The 23339-nt window shown below is 70.1% G+C and carries 18 protein-coding genes; 11 read left to right on the top strand and 7 right to left on the bottom strand.

Annotated features, from left to right (window positions below; all coding sequences use genetic code 11):
* The first annotated feature begins 121 nt into the window (after window positions 1–121).
* Entirely contained in the window at window positions 122–1525 is a 1404-nt protein-coding gene (locus CU044_RS15525; RefSeq protein WP_129769170.1) for a glycoside hydrolase family 16 protein, read from the top strand.
* Between the two features lie 123 nt (window positions 1526–1648).
* On the opposite strand, the gene CU044_RS15520 is transcribed toward CU044_RS15525, so the two are convergent.
* A complete protein-coding gene (locus CU044_RS15520) occupies window positions 1649–2116 on the bottom strand; it encodes a MarR family transcriptional regulator (protein ID WP_129769169.1) in 468 nt (155 codons plus the stop codon).
* Between the two features lie 76 nt (window positions 2117–2192).
* Here CU044_RS15520 and CU044_RS15515 point away from each other — a divergent pair, with 76 nt between their 5' ends.
* Window positions 2193–2537 carry a hypothetical protein gene (locus CU044_RS15515; protein WP_193563977.1) on the top strand — a complete coding sequence of 115 codons (345 nt, stop codon included), beginning with the start codon at window positions 2193–2195 and terminating at the stop codon, window positions 2535–2537.
* Between the two features lie 35 nt (window positions 2538–2572).
* Here the strand turns inward: CU044_RS15515 and CU044_RS15510 are convergent, their stop codons facing one another.
* Together CU044_RS15510 and CU044_RS15505 are read right to left on the bottom strand one after the other, a co-directional pair.
* A complete protein-coding gene (locus tag CU044_RS15510) occupies window positions 2573–3034 on the bottom strand; it encodes an NUDIX domain-containing protein (protein ID WP_129769168.1) in 462 nt (153 codons plus the stop codon).
* A 49-nt stretch (window positions 3035–3083) separates the two neighbouring features.
* The gene (locus CU044_RS15505; RefSeq protein WP_129769167.1) at window positions 3084–3785 is read right to left on the bottom strand and encodes a 1,4-alpha-glucan branching protein; all 702 of its coding nucleotides are present in this window, start codon (window positions 3783–3785) and stop codon (window positions 3084–3086) included.
* Between the two features lie 244 nt (window positions 3786–4029).
* Between CU044_RS15505 and CU044_RS15500 the strand changes: the two genes are divergently transcribed.
* Entirely contained in the window at window positions 4030–5235 is a 1206-nt protein-coding gene (locus tag CU044_RS15500) for a cytochrome P450 (RefSeq protein ID WP_129769166.1), read from the top strand.
* Window positions 5236–5484: 249 nt separating this feature from the next.
* On the opposite strand, the gene CU044_RS15495 is transcribed toward CU044_RS15500, so the two are convergent.
* Complete coding sequence (locus tag CU044_RS15495) at window positions 5485–6861, bottom strand: cation:dicarboxylase symporter family transporter (protein WP_129769165.1); 1377 nt, start codon at window positions 6859–6861, stop codon at window positions 5485–5487.
* Between the two features lie 136 nt (window positions 6862–6997).
* Between CU044_RS15495 and CU044_RS15490 the strand changes: the two genes are divergently transcribed.
* From CU044_RS15490 to CU044_RS15470, 5 genes are all read left to right on the top strand, one after another.
* Complete coding sequence (locus tag CU044_RS15490) at window positions 6998–8629, top strand: sensor histidine kinase (protein ID WP_129769164.1); 1632 nt, start codon at window positions 6998–7000, stop codon at window positions 8627–8629.
* A gap of 131 nt (window positions 8630–8760) precedes the next feature.
* On the top strand, window positions 8761–9432 hold the full coding sequence (locus CU044_RS15485; RefSeq protein ID WP_129769163.1) for a response regulator: 672 nt from the start codon (window positions 8761–8763) through the stop codon (window positions 9430–9432).
* 154 nt (window positions 9433–9586) lie between these two features.
* On the top strand, window positions 9587–10939 hold the full coding sequence (locus CU044_RS15480; RefSeq protein WP_240045621.1) for an ABC transporter substrate-binding protein: 1353 nt from the start codon (window positions 9587–9589) through the stop codon (window positions 10937–10939).
* Window positions 10936–11817 (top strand): sugar ABC transporter permease, encoded by an 882-nt coding sequence (locus tag CU044_RS15475; protein ID WP_165371898.1) that lies wholly within the window; start codon window positions 10936–10938, stop codon window positions 11815–11817. Before CU044_RS15480 ends, CU044_RS15475 begins: the two co-directional genes overlap by 4 nt.
* A gap of 1 nt (window position 11818) precedes the next feature.
* The gene (locus CU044_RS15470) at window positions 11819–12646 is read left to right on the top strand and encodes a carbohydrate ABC transporter permease (RefSeq protein WP_129769161.1); all 828 of its coding nucleotides are present in this window, start codon (window positions 11819–11821) and stop codon (window positions 12644–12646) included.
* 73 nt (window positions 12647–12719) lie between these two features.
* Here the strand turns inward: CU044_RS15470 and CU044_RS15465 are convergent, their stop codons facing one another.
* Window positions 12720–13745, bottom strand: a complete 1026-nt coding sequence (locus CU044_RS15465) for an ATP-dependent 6-phosphofructokinase (protein ID WP_129769160.1) — start codon at window positions 13743–13745, stop codon at window positions 12720–12722.
* Window positions 13746–14140: 395 nt separating this feature from the next.
* On the opposite strand from CU044_RS15465, the gene pta reads away from it, so the two are divergent.
* From pta to pyk, 3 genes are all read left to right on the top strand, one after another.
* Window positions 14141–16216 carry a phosphate acetyltransferase gene (gene pta, locus CU044_RS15460; RefSeq protein ID WP_129769159.1) on the top strand — a complete coding sequence of 692 codons (2076 nt, stop codon included), beginning with the start codon at window positions 14141–14143 and terminating at the stop codon, window positions 16214–16216.
* A 61-nt stretch (window positions 16217–16277) separates the two neighbouring features.
* On the top strand, window positions 16278–17543 hold the full coding sequence (locus CU044_RS15455) for an acetate kinase (RefSeq protein ID WP_165371897.1): 1266 nt from the start codon (window positions 16278–16280) through the stop codon (window positions 17541–17543).
* Window positions 17544–17617: 74 nt separating this feature from the next.
* Entirely contained in the window at window positions 17618–19048 is a 1431-nt protein-coding gene (gene pyk, locus CU044_RS15450; protein ID WP_129769158.1) for a pyruvate kinase, read from the top strand.
* Window positions 19049–19142: 94 nt separating this feature from the next.
* Here pyk and CU044_RS15445 read toward each other — a convergent pair whose 3' ends face one another.
* Window positions 19143–19484, bottom strand: coding sequence for a hypothetical protein (locus tag CU044_RS15445; protein ID WP_129769157.1), 342 nt, complete (start codon window positions 19482–19484; stop codon window positions 19143–19145).
* Window positions 19477–23274, bottom strand: a complete 3798-nt coding sequence (locus tag CU044_RS15440; RefSeq protein ID WP_129769156.1) for a hypothetical protein — start codon at window positions 23272–23274, stop codon at window positions 19477–19479. The genes CU044_RS15445 and CU044_RS15440 overlap by 8 nt, the downstream gene beginning before the upstream one ends.
* Between the last annotated feature and the right edge of the window lie 65 nt (window positions 23275–23339).

The raw sequence follows: 23339 nt of genomic DNA, 5'->3' as shown, positions 1-23339 counted from the left end.
CCACGCTCCGTCCCCGCTCTCCCGTCCCGCTCCTCGGCACCATCCGCACCGGAGGTGTTCCTTGAGAACCAGTCGCATCAGATCCGCTCCCCGCACGCCCCTCATCGCCACGATCCTCGCCATGGCTGTCGCACTGGCCGGGTTCGTCGGCGTGACCGGCGCCGGTACGGCCCAGGGCGCGATACCGCCCGCGCCCGGCTGGAACCTCCAGTGGGGCGACGACTTCAACGGCGCGGACCGCACTCCGCCCTCCGCCGCCAACTGGCAGACCGACACCGGCCACGGCTACCCCGGCGGGCCGGGCAACTGGGGCACGGGCGAGATCCAGAACTACACCGCGAGCCCGGACAATCTGAGCCTCGACGGCAACGGAAACCTCCGGATCACCCCGCTCAGGGACGGCGCGGGCAACTGGACCTCGGCCCGTGTCGAGACCCACCGCGCCGACTTCAAGGCTCCGGCGGGCGGCACCCTGCGTATCGAGGGCCGTATCCAGATGCCGAACGTGACGGGCGACGCCGCGCTCGGCTACTGGCCCGCCTTCTGGGCCCTCGGCTCGCCGTACCGGGGCAACTACTGGAACTGGCCGGGCACCGGCGAGTTCGACATCATGGAGAACGTCAACGGGATCAACTCCGTCTGGGGCGTGCTGCACTGCGGTGTGAACCCGGGCGGTCCGTGCAACGAGACCACCGGACTCGGCGCCAACCGCGCCTGCCCCGGGGCCAGTTGCCAGTCCGCGTTCCACACCTACCGCTTCGAGTGGGACCGCGCGGTCACCCCCAACGAACTGCGCTGGTACGTGGACGACCAGCTCTTCCACACCGTGCGGCAGAACCAGATGGACGCCGGTACCTGGGCCAACATGACCGACCACGCCGGGTACTTCATCCTCCTCAACGTGGCCATCGGCGGCGCGTTCCCCGACGCGCTCGGCGGCCGGACCCCGACCGCCGCGACCGTCCCCGGCCGCCCCATGCTCGTCGATTACGTGGCGGTATGGACCCGTGGCGGCACACCCCCGACGAACCCGCCGACCGATCCGCCGCCCTCGGGCTCCTCTACGTTGTACGCGCGGACGGGCGCAGGACTCGGCGACTCCGCCGGTTCGGCCGCGTCGGCCGCCCTCGCCGCGGCGGGCGGCGCCAACTACGACGGCACACCGCACACCCCGCAGGTCTTCACCTCCAGCGGGATCACCCGTACGTACAACGGCGGTGCGACACAGTTCGACCTGTTCGTCGACTCGGGAACGTCGGTCGGCAACGGCCAGCAGGTCAGGGTGAGTTACGACCGTACGGGCGACGGCACCTGGGACCGTACGGAGACCTACGCGTACTTCGCGACCGACCCCGTCCCCGGCTATGAGCACTACACCCAGGCCAGGGGCCTGAGGTCGGCCACCGGATCGCACGGCGACCTGGTCAACGGGAAGGTACGGATCGAGGTCTGGAACGCCATCGGCACCGGCGCGAGCACGCTGGGCATCGGCAACCAGTCGGTGATCCGGATCCCGTTCGCCTGAGCCGGCGCGGCGCGGCGCGAGCAGGCCGGTACGGGCCGCCGTATCCGTACCGGCCCGTACCGGCCGGGCAGGGGCCGGTGCGACTCAGCCGCCGGATCGCTGGGCGGCAGCAGCCTCCGCGCCCTAACACGACTCCTCCAGGTACGTGCGCGCCAGCGCGCCGGCGCGTGTGAGCCAGTCGGTGAGTACGGCGATCTCGTCCGGCGAGTAGTCCGCGCAGAGTTCGGCGAGCAACGTGTAGTACGGCCCGTAGACGGCGCGCACCCGCTCGGCGGCGTCCGGGACCGCGGTGACGCGCACCCGGCGCCGGTCGGCGGGGTCCGGTCGGCGGACCACGAAGCCGCCGCGCTCCAGGCGGTTGAGAATGCCGGTCACCGCACCCGTCGTGACATGCGCGCGCGCGGCCAGGTCACCGGCGGTGACGTGGGCACCCTCGGCCTCCATGACATGCGCGAAGCAGACGAGGTCCTTGACGCTCAGCCCCAGATTCCTGGCGAACTCCTGACGGCCGACGAGATTCGTCGCGACGAGATCGTCCAGCGCGCCGATCGCCTCCGCGGCGGAGGCGGTGGGGCGCGGCTTGCCGTCCATTGATATTCCTTAGTACGTAAGATAAATTCCTCACTTGCTAAGACATCATAGGCCCGCAGCGCTGGGAGGCAGGTACGTGAGTGGACACCACGACGAGGGACACACCATCGCGGGATGGGTCGGGTCCGGCGTCGCCATGGTCGGGTCCCTGGCCATCGGTGTGGGCGTCATCGGCTGGCCCCCGGGAATCTGGTGGGGGCTGATAGCCCTGGTGGCGGCGGCGCCGGCCACGTGGGGCCTGCATCTCGCGGGCTGGGGCAAGCCGCCCAACCCGCGAAGCGCCGACCAGCAGGGACTCATGGTGCGGGACCGCTCCGCGCGCGAGGGGCACACGAACTGCCGCGGGTGCCGGCTGGCAGGACGGCGCGGCGCCCAATCCCGCACGGCCGACACCTCCGACGGGAGCGCGCCCCTTCGGTAGGCCCATGGGCGCCGTTCCTGGAATCGGTGGTGGTCTCAGTGCTGGATCAGGCCGCCGACCGGGACGGAAGCGACGTGGCCGGTCGCCGGAAGGGTCTGCGCCAGAGCGAGGCCGATGTCGACCAGCGACGACCTGCGCAGGCCGGCGACGCCGGGGACCGGAGTCCAGACGGACCCGGCGGTTTCGCCGTTCGGCTCGGGCCGGAGTCGGCCGCCGGTGACACGGACCTGGTAGAAGATGCCGACATTCTGGTGCTCCGGTCCGCCGGGGACGGTGCGTTCGGCGGCGGGGATCACCCGTGAGTCCACACCCAGCAGGCGTTCGGCCACCGCGTCGCAGCCGGTCTCCTCGGCGACCTCCCGGATCACCGCGTCGAACGGATCCTCCCCGTGCTCGACCCTGCCACCTGGAAGAGTCCAGGTTCCCGAGACGTGATGGGCGAGCAGCACCCGCCCGTTCTCGACGCACACGGCGTACGCCGCCAGCCGGAAACTCATGCCCGTGCCTCCCCCCGCCGGGCGCTGCTCCGCCGGGCCACCTGGCCGGTCATTCAGGGGCGCCGTCGCGCACGACGGCGTACAGGCCGCGCGCCTTGGCGCCGTCCGGCAGAAGCCAGTCGGCGGTGACGTGGCCAAGGGCCCCTGTGGCGAGGGTGGTTGACTCGACCGGCTCGGGCCGCAGCACGCGGTTCACCCGGATGGTCAGCTGCCCGGCCGGTCCGCTCGGCGACGCGGGCGCGGAGGCGGTCAGCAGGCGCAGATCCGTACCGTGCGGCCCGTTGGTCACGTCCACAGAGCCGATCGGGGCCGCGTGGCCGGCCCCGGCGAAGTGGGCGGTGACGGACGGGTCCGGGGTGTTGTCCACGCTCTGGGCCTGCGGCTCGGCCTCGCCGAGAACGAGAGCGAACAACTGGGCGACGAGAACCGGATCGTGGGCACCGTCGTAGATCCACCGCCGCCCCAGCACGCCGTGCTCCGACGTGCCGATGAGCGCGTGACCGGCGCCGGGGAGCGGTGCTCCGCGGTAGCTGAGGGGCACCTGATAGGTGACCGGCAGGTCTCCGGACTCGTCGGTGACCGCCATGAACTCGATCCCCACCTCGCCCTGCGGGTCGTCGAGCCGGAAGCCTCCGGCCTTGGCCAGCCGTGGCTCATGCCCGCCGCCGAGGTTCCAGGGCTGGGCGGGAAGCCACGAGGCGAGGAGTTCGAGCTTGCCGGGTGTCATGGTGGTGCGGTGGATGACAGCCATGTCTGGCCCCTTTCCCGATGGTTGCGCTCATCCTGCCACCCCGGTCCATCGACGGTGGCGGCGATGGTGGCGGGGATCCATGGCCACCCCGGACGCTTGCCCGTACGCCCCCGTACACCCCTGCACACCCCCGCGCACGCTCCCGCGCGGTCCGTACCCATTTGCCGGTCAGTAGGCATATCCCCGAAATGGGCGAGGTACTTATCCCTCGCCCACAACGTCCGCGCACGTCCGGGAGTACGCGATGACCGAAATCGGGGAATCGACCACCTGTCCGTTCGACTTCAGCACGGGTCTGGACTTCGACCCCTCACTCGGGGACCTCATGTCCCAGGGGCCCGTCACCCGGATCCGGCTGCCCTACGGCGAGGCGGACGCGTGGCTGGTCACGAATTTCGACGGGGTGCGCCAGGTGACGACCGACCCCCGGTTCAGCCGCGCGGGAATCATGAGCCGCGACTACCCCAGGATGACCCCGGAGCCGATCGTCTCCCCCGAGTCGATCAATGTGATGGACCCGCCCATCAGCAGCCGGCTGCGGCGGCTGGCCTCGCAGGCGTTCACACCGCGGCATGTGGACCGGATGCGGCCCGCCGTCGAGGGCATCGTCGACCGGCTCCTCGACGAGATGGAGGAAGAAGGCCCACCGGCCGACCTCGCCGCCCATCTGTCGAACAAACTCCCCCAGCACACCGTCTGCGAGCTGCTGGGCATCGCACCGCCGGACAGGCCGCGGATGCAGGAGTACGCCCACCAGCTGCTGTCCACGGCCCCGGACTCGCGTCAGGCCGCCGCGGACGCCAAGGCGCGGCTGCGTGAGTACTTCGGCGGGCTGGTGGCGGAGCGGCGGCGCACCCCCGGGGACGATCTGATCAGCGCGCTGGCCGCCGCCAAGGACGGCGACGACGTCCTGGACGACAAGGACCTGGCGGTCATGTCGCTGACGCTCATGCTGAGCGGTCATGACACGGCGACCTGCCAGATCAGCAATATCGCGTACCTCCTGCTCACCCGCCCGGAGCTGATGGACCTGGTGCGGAGCCGGCGCGAGTCGCTGACGCCGGTGCTGGACGAGCTGCTCCGGTACATCCCGTTCCGCAAGGGGGTGGGCATTCCGCGTGTCGCGACCGAGGACGTGGAGATGGGCGGGGTGCGGATCCGGGCCGGTGACTTCGTCCATGTCTCGTATCTGACGGCGAACCGCGATCCGGAGCGGTTCGCCGACCCCGATGTCATCGATCCGCACCGTCCGCCCACTCCGCACATGACGTTCGGCTGGGGCGGGCACCGCTGCATCGCCGCTCCCCTGGCCATGGCGGAGCTGGAGGCCGCCATCGGGCGTCTGGTGGATCGCTTCCCCGGGCTGCGGCTCGCGGTCCCGGCCGGGGAGCTGCGCTGGGACACGGAGACGATCCGGCGCTTTCCGCACGAGCTGCCGGTGGCCTGGTAGGCGCCCCCGCCCACTGGAGCCCCCGCCCCCTGGAGCCCTCGCACAGCCCCGCACGGTCCCGGACAGCCGTCCGTACCGCTGCCGTCCGTACCGGTGCCCGATCACATCGGTACGGACGGCAGCGGTACGGAAGGCACCCGGTCGCACAAAACCGACCGGCCGCACGGAAGCGCCTCCGTACGGCCGGTCTTCAGGGGCCGGGGCTGTGGGGGTGTGACCCCGGCCGGGATCATGGTGCGAGTGCGGGGATCAGACCCCGGCCTTGTCCGTCCTGGTGGCGGCGCGCGACTCGGGCACGTCCGTCGAGACGTCGTCCGGCGCGTCCGCCGGACCACCGTGGTGGTCGTCCACCAGGGTCTTCTCGTCGAACGGGATGTGTCCGGCCAGCACCTCGTCCACACGGCCCTTGTCGATCTCCTTGGTCCACGTACCGATCAGGACCGTGGCGACCGCGTTGCCCGCGAAGTTCGTCATGGCGCGCGCCTCACTCATGAAGCGGTCGATGCCGACGATCAGACCGACGCCGTCGACCAGCTCGGGCCGGTGCGACTGGAGGCCGCCGGCCAGCGTCGCCAGACCCGCGCCGGTGACACCCGCCGCGCCCTTGGAGGCGATGATCATGAAGAGGAGCAGCGACACCTGCTCACCGATCGAGAGCGGGTCACCCATGCCCTCGGCGATGAAGAGCGAGGCCATCGTCAGATAGATGGCCGTGCCGTCCAGGTTGAAGGAGTAGCCGGTCGGGACGGTGATGCCGACGACGGGCTTGCTGACACCCAGGTGCTCCATCTTCGCGATGAGCCGCGGCAGCGCCGACTCGGAGGAGGAGGTCGAGAGGATCAGCAGGAACTCGCGGCCCAGGTACTTCAGCAGCGAGAAGATGTTCACGCCCGCGATCAGCCGCAGCAGCGCGCCGAGGACGAGGAAGACGAAGAGCGCGCAGGTGATGTAGAAGCCGATCATGATGATCGCGAGCGACTTCAGGGCGTCGAGGCCGGTCTCGCCGACCACCGCCGCGATGGCGCCGAAGGCACCCACCGGCGCGGCCCACATGATCATCGCGAGCATGCGGAAGACCAGGCGCTGGATGTGTCCGATACCACGCAGCACCGGTTCGCCCGAGGAGCCCATGGCCTGGAGCGCGAAGCCGGCCAGCAGCGCGACCATCAGCGTCTGGAGGACCGAGCCCTCGGTGAAGGCGGAGACGATCGTCGTCGGGATGATGCCGAGCAGGAAGTCCGCGGTGGACTCGCTCGCGCCGCTCGCCTGGGCCGCGCCCGCTTCACGGGTGGCCTCGGTGAGGTGGAGGCCCGAACCGGGCTCCAGGATGTTCCCGACGACCAGGCCGATGGCCAGGGCGACGGTCGACATCAGCATGAAGTAGCCGAGGGCGAGCCCGCCGACCGCGCCGACCTTGGCGGCCTTCCTGACCGACCCGACTCCCAGCACGATCGTGCAGAAGATCACGGGCGAGATCATCATCTTGATGAGGTTCACGAAGCCGGTACCGATCGGCTTCAGCTCGACGGCCACACCAGGAGCCGCGAAGCCCACCAGAATGCCGAGCGCCACGGCGACGATCACCGCGATGTACAGATAGTGGGTACGGTCCCGCCTTGCGGCCACGGGTCCTCCTTGACTCGTCTCCTGCGAATCCCCCGTCCCTGTCCCGAGGGGTCCCGGTGACTATCCACCACCGTGTGACGCCGGTCACCCTTACGTTCATTTCGTTCATATGAATCCGGCCAGGCATTCTTGTTTCATGCATCTGCCGCGCCCCCGCAGTCTCGCCGCCCAGCTCTTCGCGATGCAGGTCGTGCTGGTCGCGGCCGTCGTCGCGGGGTGCGCGGTCTTCGCGTACGTCACCGGTCGCGCCCATACGGACGAGACCGCGCGCAAGCAGGTTCTGGCCACGGCGCACGCGCTCGCCGACTCGCCGTCCGTACGCGAGGCGATCCGTACCCCGGATCCGAGCGCCGCACTCCAGCCGTACGCGGAGCGTGTGCGGCGCGACACCGGCCTCGATTTCATCACGATCATGAACCCGGAGGGGATTCGCTGGACGCACCCCGATCCGGCGCAGATAGGGATGCCCTTCCTGGGCGGCAGAGCGCCGGCCCTGCGCGGCAAGACCTTCACCGAGACGTACACCGGCACGCTCGGCCCTTCGGTCCGTGCGGTCACTCCGGTGCGGGACGGCGACCGGATCACCGGTCTGGTCAGCGTCGGGATCACCGTGGACCGGATCTCCGACGAGATCACCCAGCAGGTCAGGGTGCTGGCCCTGGCCGCGGGCGCGGCCTTGGCGATCGGCGGACTGGGTACGTATGTGATCAACGCGCGGCTGCGCCGGCACACCCACGGGATGAACGCGGCGGAGCTGAGCCGGATGCACGACTACCACGAGGCGGCGCTGCACGCCGTGAGCGAAGGGCTGCTGATGCTCGACGGCGGGCGCAGGATCGCGCTGATGAACGACGGCGGGCGCGAGCTGCTCGGTCTGGACGACTCCGCGGTGGGCCGTCCCATCGCCGAGCTGGGGCTGCCCGCACCGCTCACCGGCGCGCTGCTGGCCTCGGAGCCGAGAGTGGACGAGGCGCATATGACCGCCGACCGGATCGTGGTCGTGAACACGCGCCCGGTGGTCGGCGGTGAGCAGCGCGGTACGGTCGTCACGTTGCGCGACCACACCGAACTCCAGGCGCTGTCCGGCGAGTTGGACTCGGAGCGGGGCTTCACCCAGGCCCTGAGGTCACAGGCGCACGAGGCGGCCAACCGGCTGCACACGGTGGTTTCGCTGATCGAACTGGGACGGGTGGAGCAGGCGGTGGAGTTCGCCACGGCGGAGCTCGAACTGGCACAGGCGCTCACGGACCGGGTGGTGGGCGCGGTCGGCGAGCCGGTCCTCGCGGCCCTGCTGCTGGGGAAGGCGGCGCAGGCCAATGAACGCGGAGTGGAGCTGGAGCTCGCCGAGGACAGCCGGATCGACGACGGCGTCCTCCCGTCGACGCTCCCGGCGCGCGATCTGGTGACCATCCTGGGCAATCTGATCGACAACGCGATGGACGCGGCGCAGGGCGGCGAGGGCGCGCGGATCATCGTGACCGCCCTGGTGGAGGACGACGAGCTGCTCCTGGGCGTACGGGACACCGGGGCCGGGGTCGCTCCCGGCGACATGGACGAGGTGTTCCGGCGCGGCTGGTCGACCCGGGGCCCCGGGCGCGGTCTCGGCCTGGCGCTCGTACGGCAGGCGGTGCACCGCGCGAGCGGGACGGTGAAGCTCGCGGAGGGCCCGGAGGGCGGCGCGGAGTTCACCGTACGGCTGCCGCTGGCCGGGCGTCGGCCGGTCGTCGCCGCCGGGACCGCCGACGACGGGATCGAGGCGGCGCGGTGAGCCCCGGCCCCACGGACCCGACGGGCCCGGCCGGCCATACGGGCCACACAGGCCCCACCGGCCACACAGGCCCGGCCGGCCCCTCGAGCCCGGCCGGCCCGTCCGGTCCCACAGGCCCCGGGGAGACGGCGATCCGTGTCCTCGTGGTCGAGGACGATCCGGTCGCGGCGGACGCCCATCAGCTGTACGTCGGCCGGGTGCCCGGCTTCACCGTCGCGGGCGTCGCCCACTCCCGGGTGGAGGCCGGCCGGCTGCTGGAGCGTACGGACATCGATCTGATCCTCCTCGACCTGTACCTCCCGGACGGGCACGGCCTCCAGCTCCTGCGCAGCCTGCGGGCCGGCGGGCACCACGCGGATGTCATCGCGGTCACCTCGGCGCGCGACCTCGCGGTGGTACGGGAAGGCGTGTCGCTCGGGGTCGTCCAGTACGTACTGAAGCCCTTCACCTTCGCCACCCTCCGCGACCGGCTCGTACGGTACGCGGAGTTCCGGGCGGCGGCCGGCGAGGCGAGCGGCCAGGAGGAGGTGGACCGCGCGCTCGGCGCGCTCCGGGCGCCGCAGCCCTCCTCGCTGCCGAAGGGGCTGAGCGCCCCGACGCTGGAAGCGGTGACCCGTACGCTGCGCGCGTCGGCCGGCGGACTCACCGCCACCGAGGCCGGGACCAGGGTCGGGATCTCCCGGATCACCGCGCGCCGCTATCTGGAGCATCTGGTCACCAACGGGCGGGCGCAGCGCAGCCCGCAGTACGGGCAGGTCGGGCGCCCGGAACTGCAGTACCGCTGGCTCCCCGCGACCCACTGACCGGTCCGCCCTCCCCGCGAGCCGTACCGGAAGCGCCCCCGTCACCGTTACGCCGGGGCGCCAACTAATCGACCCTGCAAGGGGATTGACCTTGGTAATGGCCCAGTCCTACGGTCGCCGGGCAGCCCACTGTGGCTCAGAGGAGGTCGTGCCCGTGCGCCCCACCGCCCCGCTCATCCTCGTCGCCGTGCTCGCCGCCGGTTCGCTCACGGCGTGCGGCGGCGGTTCAGGAAGCGATCCCGACACCATCAAGGTCGCCTACAACCGCTCCACGGACAACAAGATCCGCTTCAAGGACAACTATCTGGAGTCCGTGAAGCGGCAGTTCGAGAAGGCGCATCCGGGCAAGAAGGTCGAGCTCATCCCGATCCAGGCCCCGGACAACGACTACGCCACCAAGGCGCAGCAGATGATGCGCTCCCCGAAGACCGCCCCCGATCTGGTCTACGAGGACACCTTCCGGATCAACTCCGACATCAAGGCCGGCTATCTGCGCCCGCTGGACGACTACCTGGCGAAGTGGGCCGACTGGGACCAGTTCGTCGACACGGCGAAGTCGGCGGCCAAGGCCGAGGACGGCAGGACATACGGGGTACCCGACGGCACCGACACCCGCGGCCTCTGGTTCAACAAGGAGATCTTCGCCAAGGCGGGTCTGCCCGCCGACTGGCAGCCCAGGAACTGGGCGGAGATCCTGGACGCGGCCCGTACCGTCAAGCGGAAGGTCCCCGGGGTCATCCCGCTCAACGTCTACACCGGCAAGGGCCTCGGTGAGGCCGCCGTGATGCAGGGCTTCGAGATGCTCCTGTACGGCACGGGCGCCGACCCGCTCTACGACGCCTCCGCGAAGAAGTGGGTGGCGGGCGGCCAGGGCTTCCGGGACGCGCTGGGCTTCGTACAGACGGTGTTCGGCGAGAAGCTCGGCCCGGATGTCTCCGACGCCCTCGACCCCAACCTCGGCACGCGCGTCGCCACGGAGTGGTTCCCGGAGGGGAAGCTGGCGATCTCGCTGGACGGATCCTGGATGGGCCAGAACTGGATCAACAAGGGCCCCAAGGAGTGGCCGGACTGGTCGAAGGATCTCGCGCAGACACCGATGCCGACACAGCACGGCCAGGCGCCGGGCAGGGTGTCGATGTCGGGCGGCTGGGCGTGGGCGATCCCGTCGAAGGCCCAGAACCCCGATCTCGCCTGGGAGTTCGTCACAACACAGCAGACCAGGGAGAACGCGGCCGAGTGGGACATCGTGGGCGCGCAGATCGCCGTACGGAAGGACGTGGCGGCCGACCCGCGCTATCTCTCGTCCATGCCGGGCATCGAATTCTTCACCGGGCTGGTCGAGTTCACGCACTACCGCCCGGCGCTGCCCGTCTATCCGCAGGTCTCCACGGCGATCGGTGAGGCGATGGAGACGGTGACGACGGGGGACGGCTCACCGGAACAGGCGGCGAAGGAGTACGACGACCAGCTGAAGACCCTCACCGACGGCGCGGTGGTCAGCAGGTGAGCACCGCGCACGCGGGCCGCGGCCAGGGGCGGCTGTGGCGCTGGGTGCCACTGGCGCCCGCCACGCTCCTGCTGGTGCTGTTCCTGGCCGGCCCCATCGCCTACTGCGTCTGGATCGCCTTCACCAACGCCCAGCTGACCGGCTCGTCCTCCTCGGACTTCGTGGGCCTGGCGAACTTCCGCCGGGCGTTCAGCGACGAGAACTTCCGCAACGCCGTCTGGCTGACGCTGGTGTTCACCTTCGTCTCCTCCATCGTCGGCCAGAACACCCTCGGACTCGCCCTCGCCGGCCTGATGCGGGCCGCGTCCCGCCCGGTCCGTACGCTCACCGGCGCCCTCGTCATCGCCGCGTGGGTGCTGCCCGAGATCGTCGCGGCGTTCCTGCTCTACGCCTTCTTCCGCCGCGAGGGCACACTCAACGCGATCCTGGACTGGCTCCAGCTCCCCTCCCAGAACTGGCTGTACACCCTGCCGATCCTGGCGGTGTCCTTCGCCAACGTCTGGCGCGGCACCGCGTTCTCGATGCTGATCTACTCCGCCGCGCTCTCCGAGATCCCCAAGGACGTCACCGAGGCGGCACAGGTCGACGGCGCGAGCGGGGTGCGCAGGCTCTGGCACATCACCCTGCCGATGATCCGCCGCTCCATCGGCACGAACCTGATGCTCAACACGCTCTCCACCCTCTCCGTCTTCGGCCTGATCTGGGCGATGACGCGCGGCGGCCCCGGCAACCGCAGCCAGACCCTCCCGGTCTTCATGTACGACCAGGCGTTCCAGAAGAGCCTGATCGGCTACGGAACGGCGGTCGCGCTGCTCCTCCTGCTGGTCGGCTCGCTCTTCTCCCTCGTCTATCTGCGACTGATGAGGGTGGAGGTCTGACGTGCTGAGCCGACGCGCCCGCACCCGCCTCTCGGCGGACGCCGCCCTGCTCCTGACCGCCGCCGCGTTCGCCCTGCCGCTGCTCTGGCTGACGCTCGCCTCGGTCGACGCCGACGCGGATCTGCGCGTACGGGTCCCCTCGTCGCTCACCGGCGACAACTTCAGCGCGGTCCTCACCGACGAGATCACCTTCACGCCGATGCTCAACAGCCTGGCGCTGTGCGGCAGCGCGACGATCCTGACCGTGGTCTGCGCGGCACTGGCGGCGTACCCGCTCTCCCGCTACCGCTCGCGCTTCAACCGGCCGTATCTGCTGACGATCCTGTTCACGACCTGCCTCCCGATCACGGCGATCATGGTGCCGGTGTACGGACTGTTCGTCCAGGTCGACCTCATCGACACCACGTACGGCACGTCCCTCTTTCTCGCCACGTCCCAACTGCCGTTCTCCATCTGGCTGATGAAGAACTTCATGGACGGGGTGCCGACGGTCCTCGAAGAGGCGGCCTGGACGGACGGGGCGTCGAACTTCCAGACGCTGACGCGGGTGGTGCTGCCGCTGATGGGGCCGGGGGTGACCGTGGTGACGATCTACACCTTCATCCAGCTGTGGGGGAACTTCTTCGTACCGTTCATGCTGCTGCTCACACCGGACCAACTGCCCGCGTCCGTCTCGATCTTCACGTTCTTCGGCAACTACGGATCCGTGATCTACGGGCAGCTGGCGGCGTTCTCGATCCTGTACTCGGCGCCGGTGCTGATCTTGTACGTGCTGATCTCCCGGCGTCTGGGGGGCGGGTTCGCGCTGGGCGGCGCGGTGAAGGGGTGACGGTTCGCCGTCCGGCGGGGGCGCGGGGTGCCAACCGTTCCGGGCTCGGTCTTTCCGGAGGCGAACCGAGCCCTTAAAAAACAGACTCCGCCTCGAACATCCTGTTCTCCGGCACCGTCTTGAGCTGCGTCACCGCCTCCGCCAGCGGCACCATCTCCACCGCCGTCCCCCGCAGCGCCGTCATCCGCCCGAACTCCCCCCGGTGCGCCGCCTCCACCGCGTGCCAGCCGAACCGCGTCGCCAGCACCCGGTCGTACGCCGTCGGCGTGCCCCCGCGCTGCACGTGGCCCAGGATCACCGGCCTGGCCTCCTTGCCGAGGCGGCGCTCCAGCTCCGCCGCCAGTACGTTGCCGATGCCCCGGAAGCGCTCGTGGCCGAACTGGTCGATCTCGCCCTTGCCGTACTCCATGGAGTCCTGCGCCGGATGCGCGCCCTCCGCGACGCAGATGACCGCGAACTTCTTGCCCCGCGAGAACCTCGCCTCGACCATTTTGACCAGGCTGTCGACCTCGAAGGGCCGCTCCGGCAGGCAGATCCCGTGCGCGCCGCCCGCCATCCCGGACTCCAGCGCGATCCAGCCCGCGTGCCGGCCCATGACCTCGACGACCATGACCCGCTGGTGCGACTCGGCGGTGGTCTTGAGCCGGTCGATCGCCTCCGTCGCGACCGTCACGGCGGTGTCGAAGCCGAAGGTGCGGTCCGTGGAGTGGATGTCGTTGTCGATGGTCTTGGGGACACCGACGACGGGCATCCCGGCGTCGGAGAGCAGCCGGGCGGCGGTGAGCGTGCCTTCGCCGCCGATCGGGATGAGCGCGTCGATGCCGTACCGGCGGGCCAACTCGGCGCAGTTCTCCGCCGCTTCGCGGAGCCGGCCGCGCTCCAGCCGGGCCGAGCCGAGGATCGTACCGCCACGGGCCAGGATGCCGCTGACGGCGTTCAGGTCGAGCGGCCGGAAGTGGCCGTCGAGCAGCCCCTTGAAGCCGTCCTCGAAGCCGATGACCTCGTCTCCGTGCCCGGTCATGGCCCGGTGCACGACCGAACGGATCACTGCGTTGAGGCCCGGACAGTCGCCGCCTGCGGTGAGAACTCCGATACGCATCGTGCTGTGTCTCCTGCTCGCTAGTGCTCGCCAGTGCTGGGTTTGTCCGGGAAAGGAGAGCCCCGGGCTTGAGCGGTCCGATCCTCCCACGGGTGATCGGGGTCACGTGCCGACCGCCCGGACGGCGATCGTGGCTCCGGCGGTTTCGCCGGGCGGTGCCCGGATACCCGGTCAAGGGGGTCCGTTCGACCGGCTGGACCGGTCCGACCTGCGGTTTTCGGGCGCCGGGCGGCATCTCGTACTCCCCGGGCGGCCTAACCACCCCCGGAGGTATTGTCAAGAGGGCATTGCCACCCTAACGGGAATTGCAGTTCACAGGAGCCGGGATCTCCCTACGGCCGCGGGGCCGCCCCGTCGGAGCGGGACGTCCCATGAGCAGGGACGGGAGAGCACACGTGACGCGCAGCGTGTACGTGACCGGGATCGACCGCGGGGACGGCCGCCAGGTCGTGGAGCTGGGAGTCATGGAGCTGCTGACCCGGCAGGTGGACCGGGTGGGGGTCTTCCGTCCGCTGGTCCATGACGGCCCCGACCGGCTCTTCGATCTGCTGCGGGCCCGCTACCGGCTGTCACAGGATCCGGCGACGGTGTACGGGCTCGACTATCACGAGGCGTCCGCGCTCCAGGCCGAGCGGGGCACCGACGAGTTGGTCTCGCGGCTGGTGGAGCGGTTCCACCAGGTGGCGCGGGAGTACGAGATCGTGCTCGTGCTCGGTACGGACTTCGCGGCGACGCAGCTGCCCGACGAGCTGTCGCTCAACGCCCGGCTCGCCAACGAGTTCGGGGCGTCGGTGATACCCGTGGTGGGCGGCAAGGGGCAGACCGCCGAGTCCGTACGGGCCGAGGCGCGCAACGCCCATCGCGCGTACCAGGTGCTGGGCTGCGATGTGCTGACCATGGTCGTCAACCGGGTGGCCGCCGAGGACCGTGAGGCGATCGCCGAGGGGCTGGCGGACCAGCTGCCGGTCCCCTGTTACGTCCTGCCGGACGAGCCGGCGCTGGCGGCCCCGACGGTGGCCCAGATCACCGCGGCCCTGGGGGGCACGGTGCTGCTCGGGGACGATTCGGGTCTGGCCAGGGACGCGCTGGACTTCGTCTTCGGCGGTGCGATGCTGCCGAACTTCCTGGGCGCGCTGACCCCCGGCTGCATGGTGGTCACGCCGGGCGACCGCGCCGATCTGGTCGTGGGGGCGCTCGCCGCCCACTCCGCGGGCACACCGCCCATAGCGGGGGTACTGCTCACGCTCGACGAGCGTCCCGGGGACTCGATACTGACCCTGGCCGCGCGGCTCGCGCCCGGTACGCCGGTGGTCTCGGTGCCCGGCCGCTCCTTCCCCACCGCCGCCGAACTCTTCGGTCTGGAAGGGAAGTTGAACGCGGCGACGCCACGCAAGGCGGAGACCGCGCTGGGGCTGTTCGAGCGGCACGTGGACACCTCCGCGCTGCTGGCCCGGATGTCGGTGGCCCGCAGCGGCCGGGTGACGCCGATGATGTTCGAGCACGAACTGCTGGAGCAGGCGCGCGCGCACCGCCGCCGGGTCGTCCTGCCCGAGGGCGCCGAGGAACGGGTATTGCGCGCCGCCGATGTGCTGCTGCGCCGCGATGTGTGCGAGCTGACGCTCCTCGGCGACACGGACGTCATCCGGAAGAAGGCGGCCGACCTCGGTATCGATCTCTCGGCGACGCAGCTGATCGATCCGGCCACCTCGGAGCTGCGGCAGCGCTTCGCCGAGCGGTACGCGGAACTGCGGGCCCACAAGGGCGTGTCGGTGGAGCTGGCGTACGACATGGTGGCGGACGTCAACTACTTCGGGACGCTGATGGTGGGCGAGGGGCTGGCCGACGGCATGGTCTCCGGGTCCGTGCACTCCACGGCCGCCACCATCCGCCCGGCCTTCGAGATCATCAAGACCAGGACGGACGCCTCCATCGTCTCGTCGGTCTTCTTCATGTGCCTCGCCGACAAGGTGCTGGTGTACGGCGACTGCGCGGTGAACCCGGATCCGGACGCGGCGCAGCTCTCGGACATCGCCGTCCAGTCCGCCGCCACCGCCGCCCGCTTCGGGGTCGAGCCGCGGATCGCGATGCTCTCGTACTCCACGGGTACGTCGGGCTCGGGCGCGGATGTCGACAAGGTGCGCGAGGCCACCGAGCTGGTGCGCGGGGCGCGGCCGGATCTGCGGATCGAGGGGCCGATCCAGTACGACGCGGCGGTCGAGCCGTCCGTCGCGGCGACCAAACTGCCCGAGTCGGAGGTGGCGGGCCGGGCGACGGTGCTGATCTTCCCGGACCTGAACACCGGCAACAACACGTACAAGGCCGTGCAGCGCTCGGCGGGCGCCGTGGCCGTGGGCCCCGTACTCCAGGGGCTGCGCAAGCCGGTCAACGACCTTTCGCGCGGGGCGCTCGTGCAGGACATTGTGAATACGGTGGCGATCACGGCGATCCAGGCGCAGGGCGAGAGCGTGTGAGCCCCGCCGCCCCCGCGACGACCCCACGCAGGACCACGACTCCACGCAGCACCACGACCCCATGACTACGACAGAAGGCCGACAGCCCGTGACCGCGCACTCCCCCGCCACCCGTGTCCTCGTCCTCAACTCCGGTTCCTCATCGGTGAAGTACCAGCTGCTGGAGATGCGGGACGGCGCCCGGCTCGCGGCCGGCCTGGTGGAGCGCATCGGTGAGGAGACCTCACGGCTCGTGCACACCCCGCTGGCCGAGGGGCTCGGCGGGAAGCGTGAGCGTACGGGGAGGATCGCCGACCACGCGGCGGCGCTGGAGGCCGTCGCGGAGGAACTGGCGCGCGACGGGCTGGGGATCGACTCCCCCGAGCTGGCGGCCATCGGCCACCGGGTCGTCCACGGCGGGCTGCGGTTCAGCGAGCCGACGGTCATCGACGACGACGTGCTGACGGAGATCGAGCGGCTGGTGCCGGTGGCGCCGTTGCACAATCCGGCGAATCTCACCGGTATCCGTATCGCGCGGCGGCTCCGTCCCGATCTGCCGCAGGTCGCGGTCTTCGACACCGCGTTCCACACGACGATGCCGGAGTACGCCGCGCGGTACGCGATCGACACCGCGACGGCCGACGCGCACCGTATCCGCCGCTACGGCTTCCACGGCACCTCGCACGCGTATGTCTCGCGGAAGACCGCCGAGTTGCTCGGCAGGGATCCGTCCGAGGTGAACGTGATCGTCCTGCACCTCGGCAACGGCGCGTCGGCGTCCGCCGTCGAGGGCGGGCGGTGCGTGGACACCTCGATGGGGCTGACGCCGCTGGAGGGGCTGGTGATGGGGACGCGTTCCGGGGACATCGATCCCGCGGTCACGTTCCACCTGAAGCGTGTCGCCGGAATGTCCGTTGACGAGATCGATGAACTTCTGAACAAGAAGAGCGGTCTGGTCGGCCTCTGCGGGGACAACGACATGCGGGAGATCCGCCGCCGGGTCGACGCGGGCGACGAGCGGGCCGCGCTCGCATTCGACATCTATATCCACCGGTTGAAGAAGTACATCGGCGCCTACACCGCGGTGCTCGGGCGGGTGGACGCGGTGGCCTTCACGGCGGGTGTGGGGGAGAACGCGGCGCCGGTGCGGGAAGCTGCCGTCGCAGGTCTGGAGAGTCTGGGCCTGGCGGTGGACGCGGAGCGCAATGCCGTACGTTCCGACGAGCCGCGGATCATCTCGCCGGAGTCGGCGGGGACCGTGGTGGCCGTGGTCCCGACGGACGAGGAGCTGGAGATCGCGCGGCAGACCTTCGCACTGGTCGGCGAGGATCGAACGGTCGACGCCTGAGCGGCCACCCGCCCATTTGTACTTTCCACCAGACGGAATATTCCGCATCGAAACAAACCGATAGGATCCGCCTCATGCGCCGTTCCAAAATCGTCTGCACACTGGGCCCCGCCGTCGACTCGTACGAGCAGCTGAAGTCGCTCATCGAGGCCGGTATGAATGTGGCCCGACTCAACATGAGCCACGGGAGCCACCCGGAGCACCAGGAGCGGTACAACCGCGTGCGGAAGGCGGCCAAGGACACCGGCCGCGCCGTGGGTGTCCTCGTCGACCTCCAGGGCCCCAAGATCCGTCTGGAGACCTTCGCCGAGGGCCCGGTCGAGCTGGTGCGGGGTGATGAGTTCACCATCACCACCGAGGATGTCGCCGGCGACAAGTCCATCTGCGGCACCACCTACAAGGGCCTGCCGGGCGATGTCTCCAAGGGCGACCAGGTCCTGATCAACGACGGCAACGTCGAGCTGCGGGTGGTCGAGGTCGACGGCCCCCAGGTCAAGTCCATCGTCATCGAGGGCGGGGTGATCTCCGACCACAAGGGGATCAACCTGCCGGGCGCGGCGGTCAATGTCCCCGCCCTGTCCGAGAAGGACATCGAGGACCTGCGCTTCGGTCTGCGGATGGGCTGCGACATGGTCGCGCTCTCGTTCGTCCGTGACGCGCACGACGTGCTGGACGTCCACAAGATCATGGACGAGGAGGGCCGCCGGGTCCCCATCATCGCCAAGGTCGAGAAGCCGCAGGCGGTCGCCAACATGGCGGCCGTGGTCGCGGCCTTCGACAGCGTCATGGTGGCGCGTGGCGACCTGGCCGTCGAGTACCCGCTCGAAAAGGTCCCGATGGTGCAGAAGCGGCTGATCGAGCTGTGCCGCCGCAACGCCAAGCCGGTGATCGTGGCGACCCAGATGATGGAGTCGATGATCACCAACTCCCGCCCCACCCGCGCCGAGGCGTCCGATGTCGCGAACGCGATCCTGGACGGCGCGGACGCGGTCATGCTCTCCGCCGAGTCCTCGGTGGGCGCGTACCCGGTCGAGACGGTCAAGACGATGTCGAAGATCGTCGTCGCGGCCGAGGAGGAGCTGCTCTCCAAGGGCCTCCAGCCGCTGGTCCCGGGCAAGAAGCCGCGTACCCAGGGCGGTTCGGTGGCCCGCGCCGCCTGCGAGATCGCGGACTTCCTGGGCGGCAAGGCGCTGGTCGCCTTCACCCAGTCCGGCGACACGGCCCGCCGCCTCTCCCGCTACCGCGCGGCCCAGCCGATCCTGGCCTTCACGACCGACGAGTCGACGCGCAACCAGCTCGCCCTGAGCTGGGGCGTGGAGTCCTTCATCGTGCCCTGGGTGAGCAGCACGGACGAGATGGTCGATCTGGTCGACGAGGAGCTGCTGAAGCTCCAGCGCTACAACGAGGGCGACGCCATGATCATCACGGCGGGCTCCCCTCCCGGCGTCCCCGGCACCACGAACATGGTCCGCGTCCACCACCTGGGCGTCGGCGGCCGCGACTGAGGCGTCCGCCCGACGGACTTCCTCGTCCAGTACGACTGTGGGCCGCGCCCTTGAGAGGGCGCGGCCCACAGTCGCTCCGTCGTACGGGCCCGGATCAGTCCTCGTCCACCGGCCGCGGATCCAACTCGACGAGCAGCGAACCCAGTTCACCGCGCGCGTGAGCCATCTCCAGGACGCGCGTCATCGCGGGAACCCCCGCGTACCGGGTGATCACCAGATCGGGGCACTGGAACTGGAGACGTTCGTACTCCTCCGGTTCGCTGTCCATCCACCGCTCGATCGCGCCGAGCGTGAGGAACGTGGCGCTGTAGCGCGTTCCGTCCGGGAGCGTGACCAGGACGTCGACGTTGTCGACGGTGTCCTCGTCGTCTTCGCCGCCGAGCATGAAGACGGCGTCGAAGTGCTCGGTCCTGACACGGTGCAGCGGATCACCCATAGATCTTCTTCAATCTCTTGATGACGTTGTCCTCATTCCCCTTGTTCGCCTTGGCGACGATCAGCCAGCCGTCCTCGGTCCGCTTGACGAACAGCCTGGCACCCTTGCGTGAGCGGAAGTAGATGATGCCCGTACCGGTCAGGCTCTTGTACTCCCCGCCCGGCATGTTGCCGTTCTTCAACTGGCTGAACATATTGTCGAAATCGGGCTGGAGCGCCTCATTCGCCGCCTCGCGAGCCGCCTTGGTCAGTGCCTTGTCGTCGCCGATGGCGGAGCGCATGCAGACGGCGGGCTTGCCGGCCGAGGCCGCCTGCCCCGAAGCCGTCTTCGCGCCGGGCGCGCCGACCGTGCGTGACGAGAATCCGACGACGCTCCCCGCGAGATCGAGCAGACAGGAGGCTCCGGCCCCGGCCTTCCTCGTCTCCTCGATGACGTTCCGCAGCCGGTCGAGCGTGCGCTTGGCGTTGACCGACTTGTCGAGGAACCTGGCGACCCCACCGCCGATCTTGATGACCGCGCTGGTGACGGCCGGGATCTTGCCGACAAGGACGACGAAGCTCACGGCGTTGAGCAGCGTCCATAGGCAGCCTTCGATATCACCCTTGGTGAAGCACTCCTTGGCGTCGGTCCAGCCGACCAGGTCGATCAGGATCTGGCCGCCATTGGCGATGACCCAGTCCTTGAGATCCTGGCCCGCCAGTGCCTTGGCCATGCGGAACTCGTCCACGCACACCTGGCCGCACGCGGCGAGCAGCAGCGCCTCGTCGTCCTGGCTCATGTCCGGACCGGTGTCCACCGAACCGGCCTCGATCCGGATCGCGCGCTCCGCCGCGTCGCTCTGTCTCTGCTCCTCCTCGGCACGGTCGGCGGCCCGATCCGCCTCGGTGGCGTAGTTCTGCGCGTCCGAAGCCGCGCCCTCGGCGACAACGGCGTCCGCCTCCGACGTCGTGGCGACATCATCCGCCGTGTTGGCGTCCGCCTCCGCCGCTGACGCGGCGGCGCGAGCTCCGACTGCGTCCTTCTCCGCCTCGGTCGCGGAGGAATCCGCAGCTGCCGCCTCGGACGCGGCCTGGCCGGCCGCCACCTTTGCGGCGAGAGCGTCCTCGTTGGCCTGCCGGTCGTATTCGACCGTATTCGTCTCAGCCTTCTGTGCCGCTTCCGCGGCCTTCTTGGCCTCGGCCGCCGAGACCCGCGCCTGTTCGAGCGAGGCGACCGCCCTGGAAGCCCAGTCCGCGGCACGGGCCGCGGCCTCCGCCGCCGACTTGGCATCGGCGCTCGCCTTCGACGCGAGCGCGGCCGCCTCCACCGCGGCCTTCTTCGCCTGCTCCGCCTTGGCCTTGGCCAGGGCGGCCTGCTGCTCGGCGAGGGTCTTGGATGCCTGCCCGGTCAGCACGGCGAGACCCGCCGAGGAGTCGGTGTCCTTGTACGGTGATCCGAGTTCGATCGCGTCGTTGGCGGGCTCAATGACCTGCGCGGCCGAGTCCCGTGCCGCGACAGCCGCCTGAGCGGTGGCGAAGGCGAATCCGGCGGTGCGGATCGACGCGGCCTGGGCGAGGACGGACTCGGTCTTCGCGGCTGCCGCGTCCTGCCGGGCCTTGACCGCCTTGGCGGCGGCTTCCTTCGACAGGGCCTCGGCCTTGGCCACGTTCTCCGACGCCGCCTGCGACGCGTCGATGGCCTCAGCGGCCGCCGCGTGTGCCTTCTTCACCGCGGCACCGGTCCTCGCCGCTGCGGCGGCGGCACCATCTGCGGCCGACTGCGAACGGGCAGCCGCGCCTTCCGACCGGGTGGCGGCGGCGCGAGCGGAGACCGACGCCGCGGTCGCGTCATCGGCGGCGGAACGCGCCGACGCGGCATGTCCGGCCGCGTCGTTCGCCGCCGCGCGCGCCTCCGTCGCGGCCTGGCGGGTCTCCGCGGCGGCAGCCGTCCCCGCGGCTGCCGCCGCGGCTGCCTCCAGCGCTTGCGCCCGCGCCTCGGTCGCCTGTTTGTTACGTTCCGCCGCCAGTGCCGCGTCACGCGCCTCCATGGCACGCACCGAGGCCTGTACAGCCTCGTCGCTCTTGTTGTCGGCGGCATTGCCCGACGTTCTCGCCGCGGAGAGAGCATCCGCCGCGGCCTTTCGTTCCGCCACCGCGCGTTCTTCCGCGGCCTGGGCCTTCGCCCGCTCGCTGTCGGCACGACGTCGCTCTGCGGCGGCCACATCCCGCTCGGCCTCGGCCGTCCCACGTTTGGCCTTGGCATCGGCCGCGGCGACCTTCGCGGCCTGCTCAGCCGCCTCTGCCTTCCCCTGGGCGGCCTTCGCCTTTGTGGCATTGGCCGCGGCCTCCTTGGCCTGAGCCGCGGCGCCTTCCGCGGCGGCCTTGGCCTGAGCCTCGGCCTCCTCCGCGGCCTTGCGCCGGAATTCCGCCTTCGAGGCGTGCGCCTGCGTCTCCGCCAACGCCATCAGTGTCTTGCTGTCGGCCGCCGACGCACGGGTCGCGTTCGACGCGGTCTCGGTGGCCTTGAACACCGCCTGAGCGGCTGCCGCCGAGGCCTTGGCGATCTGAACGCCCTGCTGGCCGTACATCAGACCGCGGCCGCGCGGCTGGCCCGCGGCGTCCGCGATCGTGTACGCCTCCTGCTTCGCTGTCTCGGCCTTCGTCGCCTCCGTCTGCGCGGCGAGCGCGGCACGGCCCGCGACGAAGACCCGGCCCTGTGCCCGGGCCCGGGCCTTCTCTATGTCTGTCTTGACCTTCGCGAACTCGGCGGCGGTCGGGTAGTCCGTGTTGCTACTGGACTGCTTCAGCCAGTAGGCCTGCCAGTCGGACAGTCGGCTGGCGATGATCGACTGAGCGAGCGCCTCGCCCAGAGCCTGGGTGGCCATCGCCAGATGACGCGAAGCCTTGGACTCGGCTGTCATGATCGCTTCACGCTGCCGGCTCTGCCCCGCCAGCTCGGACTGCCACTCGGTCGACGCGACGATGACCTCGGTGCGCAGAACGTTGTACGGGTCCGGCGGATTCTCCGTCGAGCACGACGCGAAACGGGACTTCAGGGCCTCGACGTCGAGGCGGAACTCCATTGAGTCCGGCTCGGGCGCCGACGCAGGGAATCCACCGTGCTGCAGGAAGATCCGCGCGTCGTCGGCGTACATCGGGTGCATGAACGTCATGTCTTCCCAAGCGCGCCACCCCTCGTAGTCCTCGTGGGGGAAGACGTCCGGGTACCGGACGGCGGCGATCGCGTTGGCCGCGTTCACCGAGTCCTGACTCGCGAGCGGGGTCTGGTCCTCGTGGTAGAGGTCGTACTCGGACTTCCAGTACTGCCCGGCGAGCCAGGTGGTCAACGCGGTGGTGTTGAACGGATTGTCGTCGTCCTCGATCCACTCGAAGCCGACAGTCGTGTAGCCCGGCGGAATGGTGGTCGATGGGACGTCGAGGGACTGCTCCCACACGTCGTCCCGGCTCCGGAGCTCGTCGCCTTTCGCATCGGCCCATGCCTTGTCCTTGGCGAAGGCAACGGCCAGCGGGGTTTTGCCGTCCCACCACAGCTCGCTGTCCGCTGCCGTGTGGAGGTCCTGTTCAGTGCCGTTCAGCCCGGTACGCGCGACGGACTTCAGCTCCTGGCCGCCCTTGCGCGACATGAGGTTGAGCAGGCACTGCTCGGCGCGTGTGGTCGCTGCGGCTTCCAGGTCATACCCGTCTGGAATGTCTGCCGCCGCCGCGAGCCGCGTCTGTTCCGGCAGTGAAGGGAGTTGATTTCCCGTGATCGTGACGGCCAGCGCCGTCGCCAGGACCGTGGTGGTGAGCAAGTGTGGCCATCTGCCGAGTGCACGGCGCCTGCTTGAAGGCAAGCTTCTACGCATGAGTGGTCAAC

It is taken from the genome of Streptomyces sp. L-9-10 (assembly GCF_004151105.1).
Classification (GTDB): Bacteria; Actinomycetota; Actinomycetes; order Streptomycetales; family Streptomycetaceae; genus Streptomyces.
This window is presented reverse-complemented; position numbering and strand designations above follow the sequence as displayed.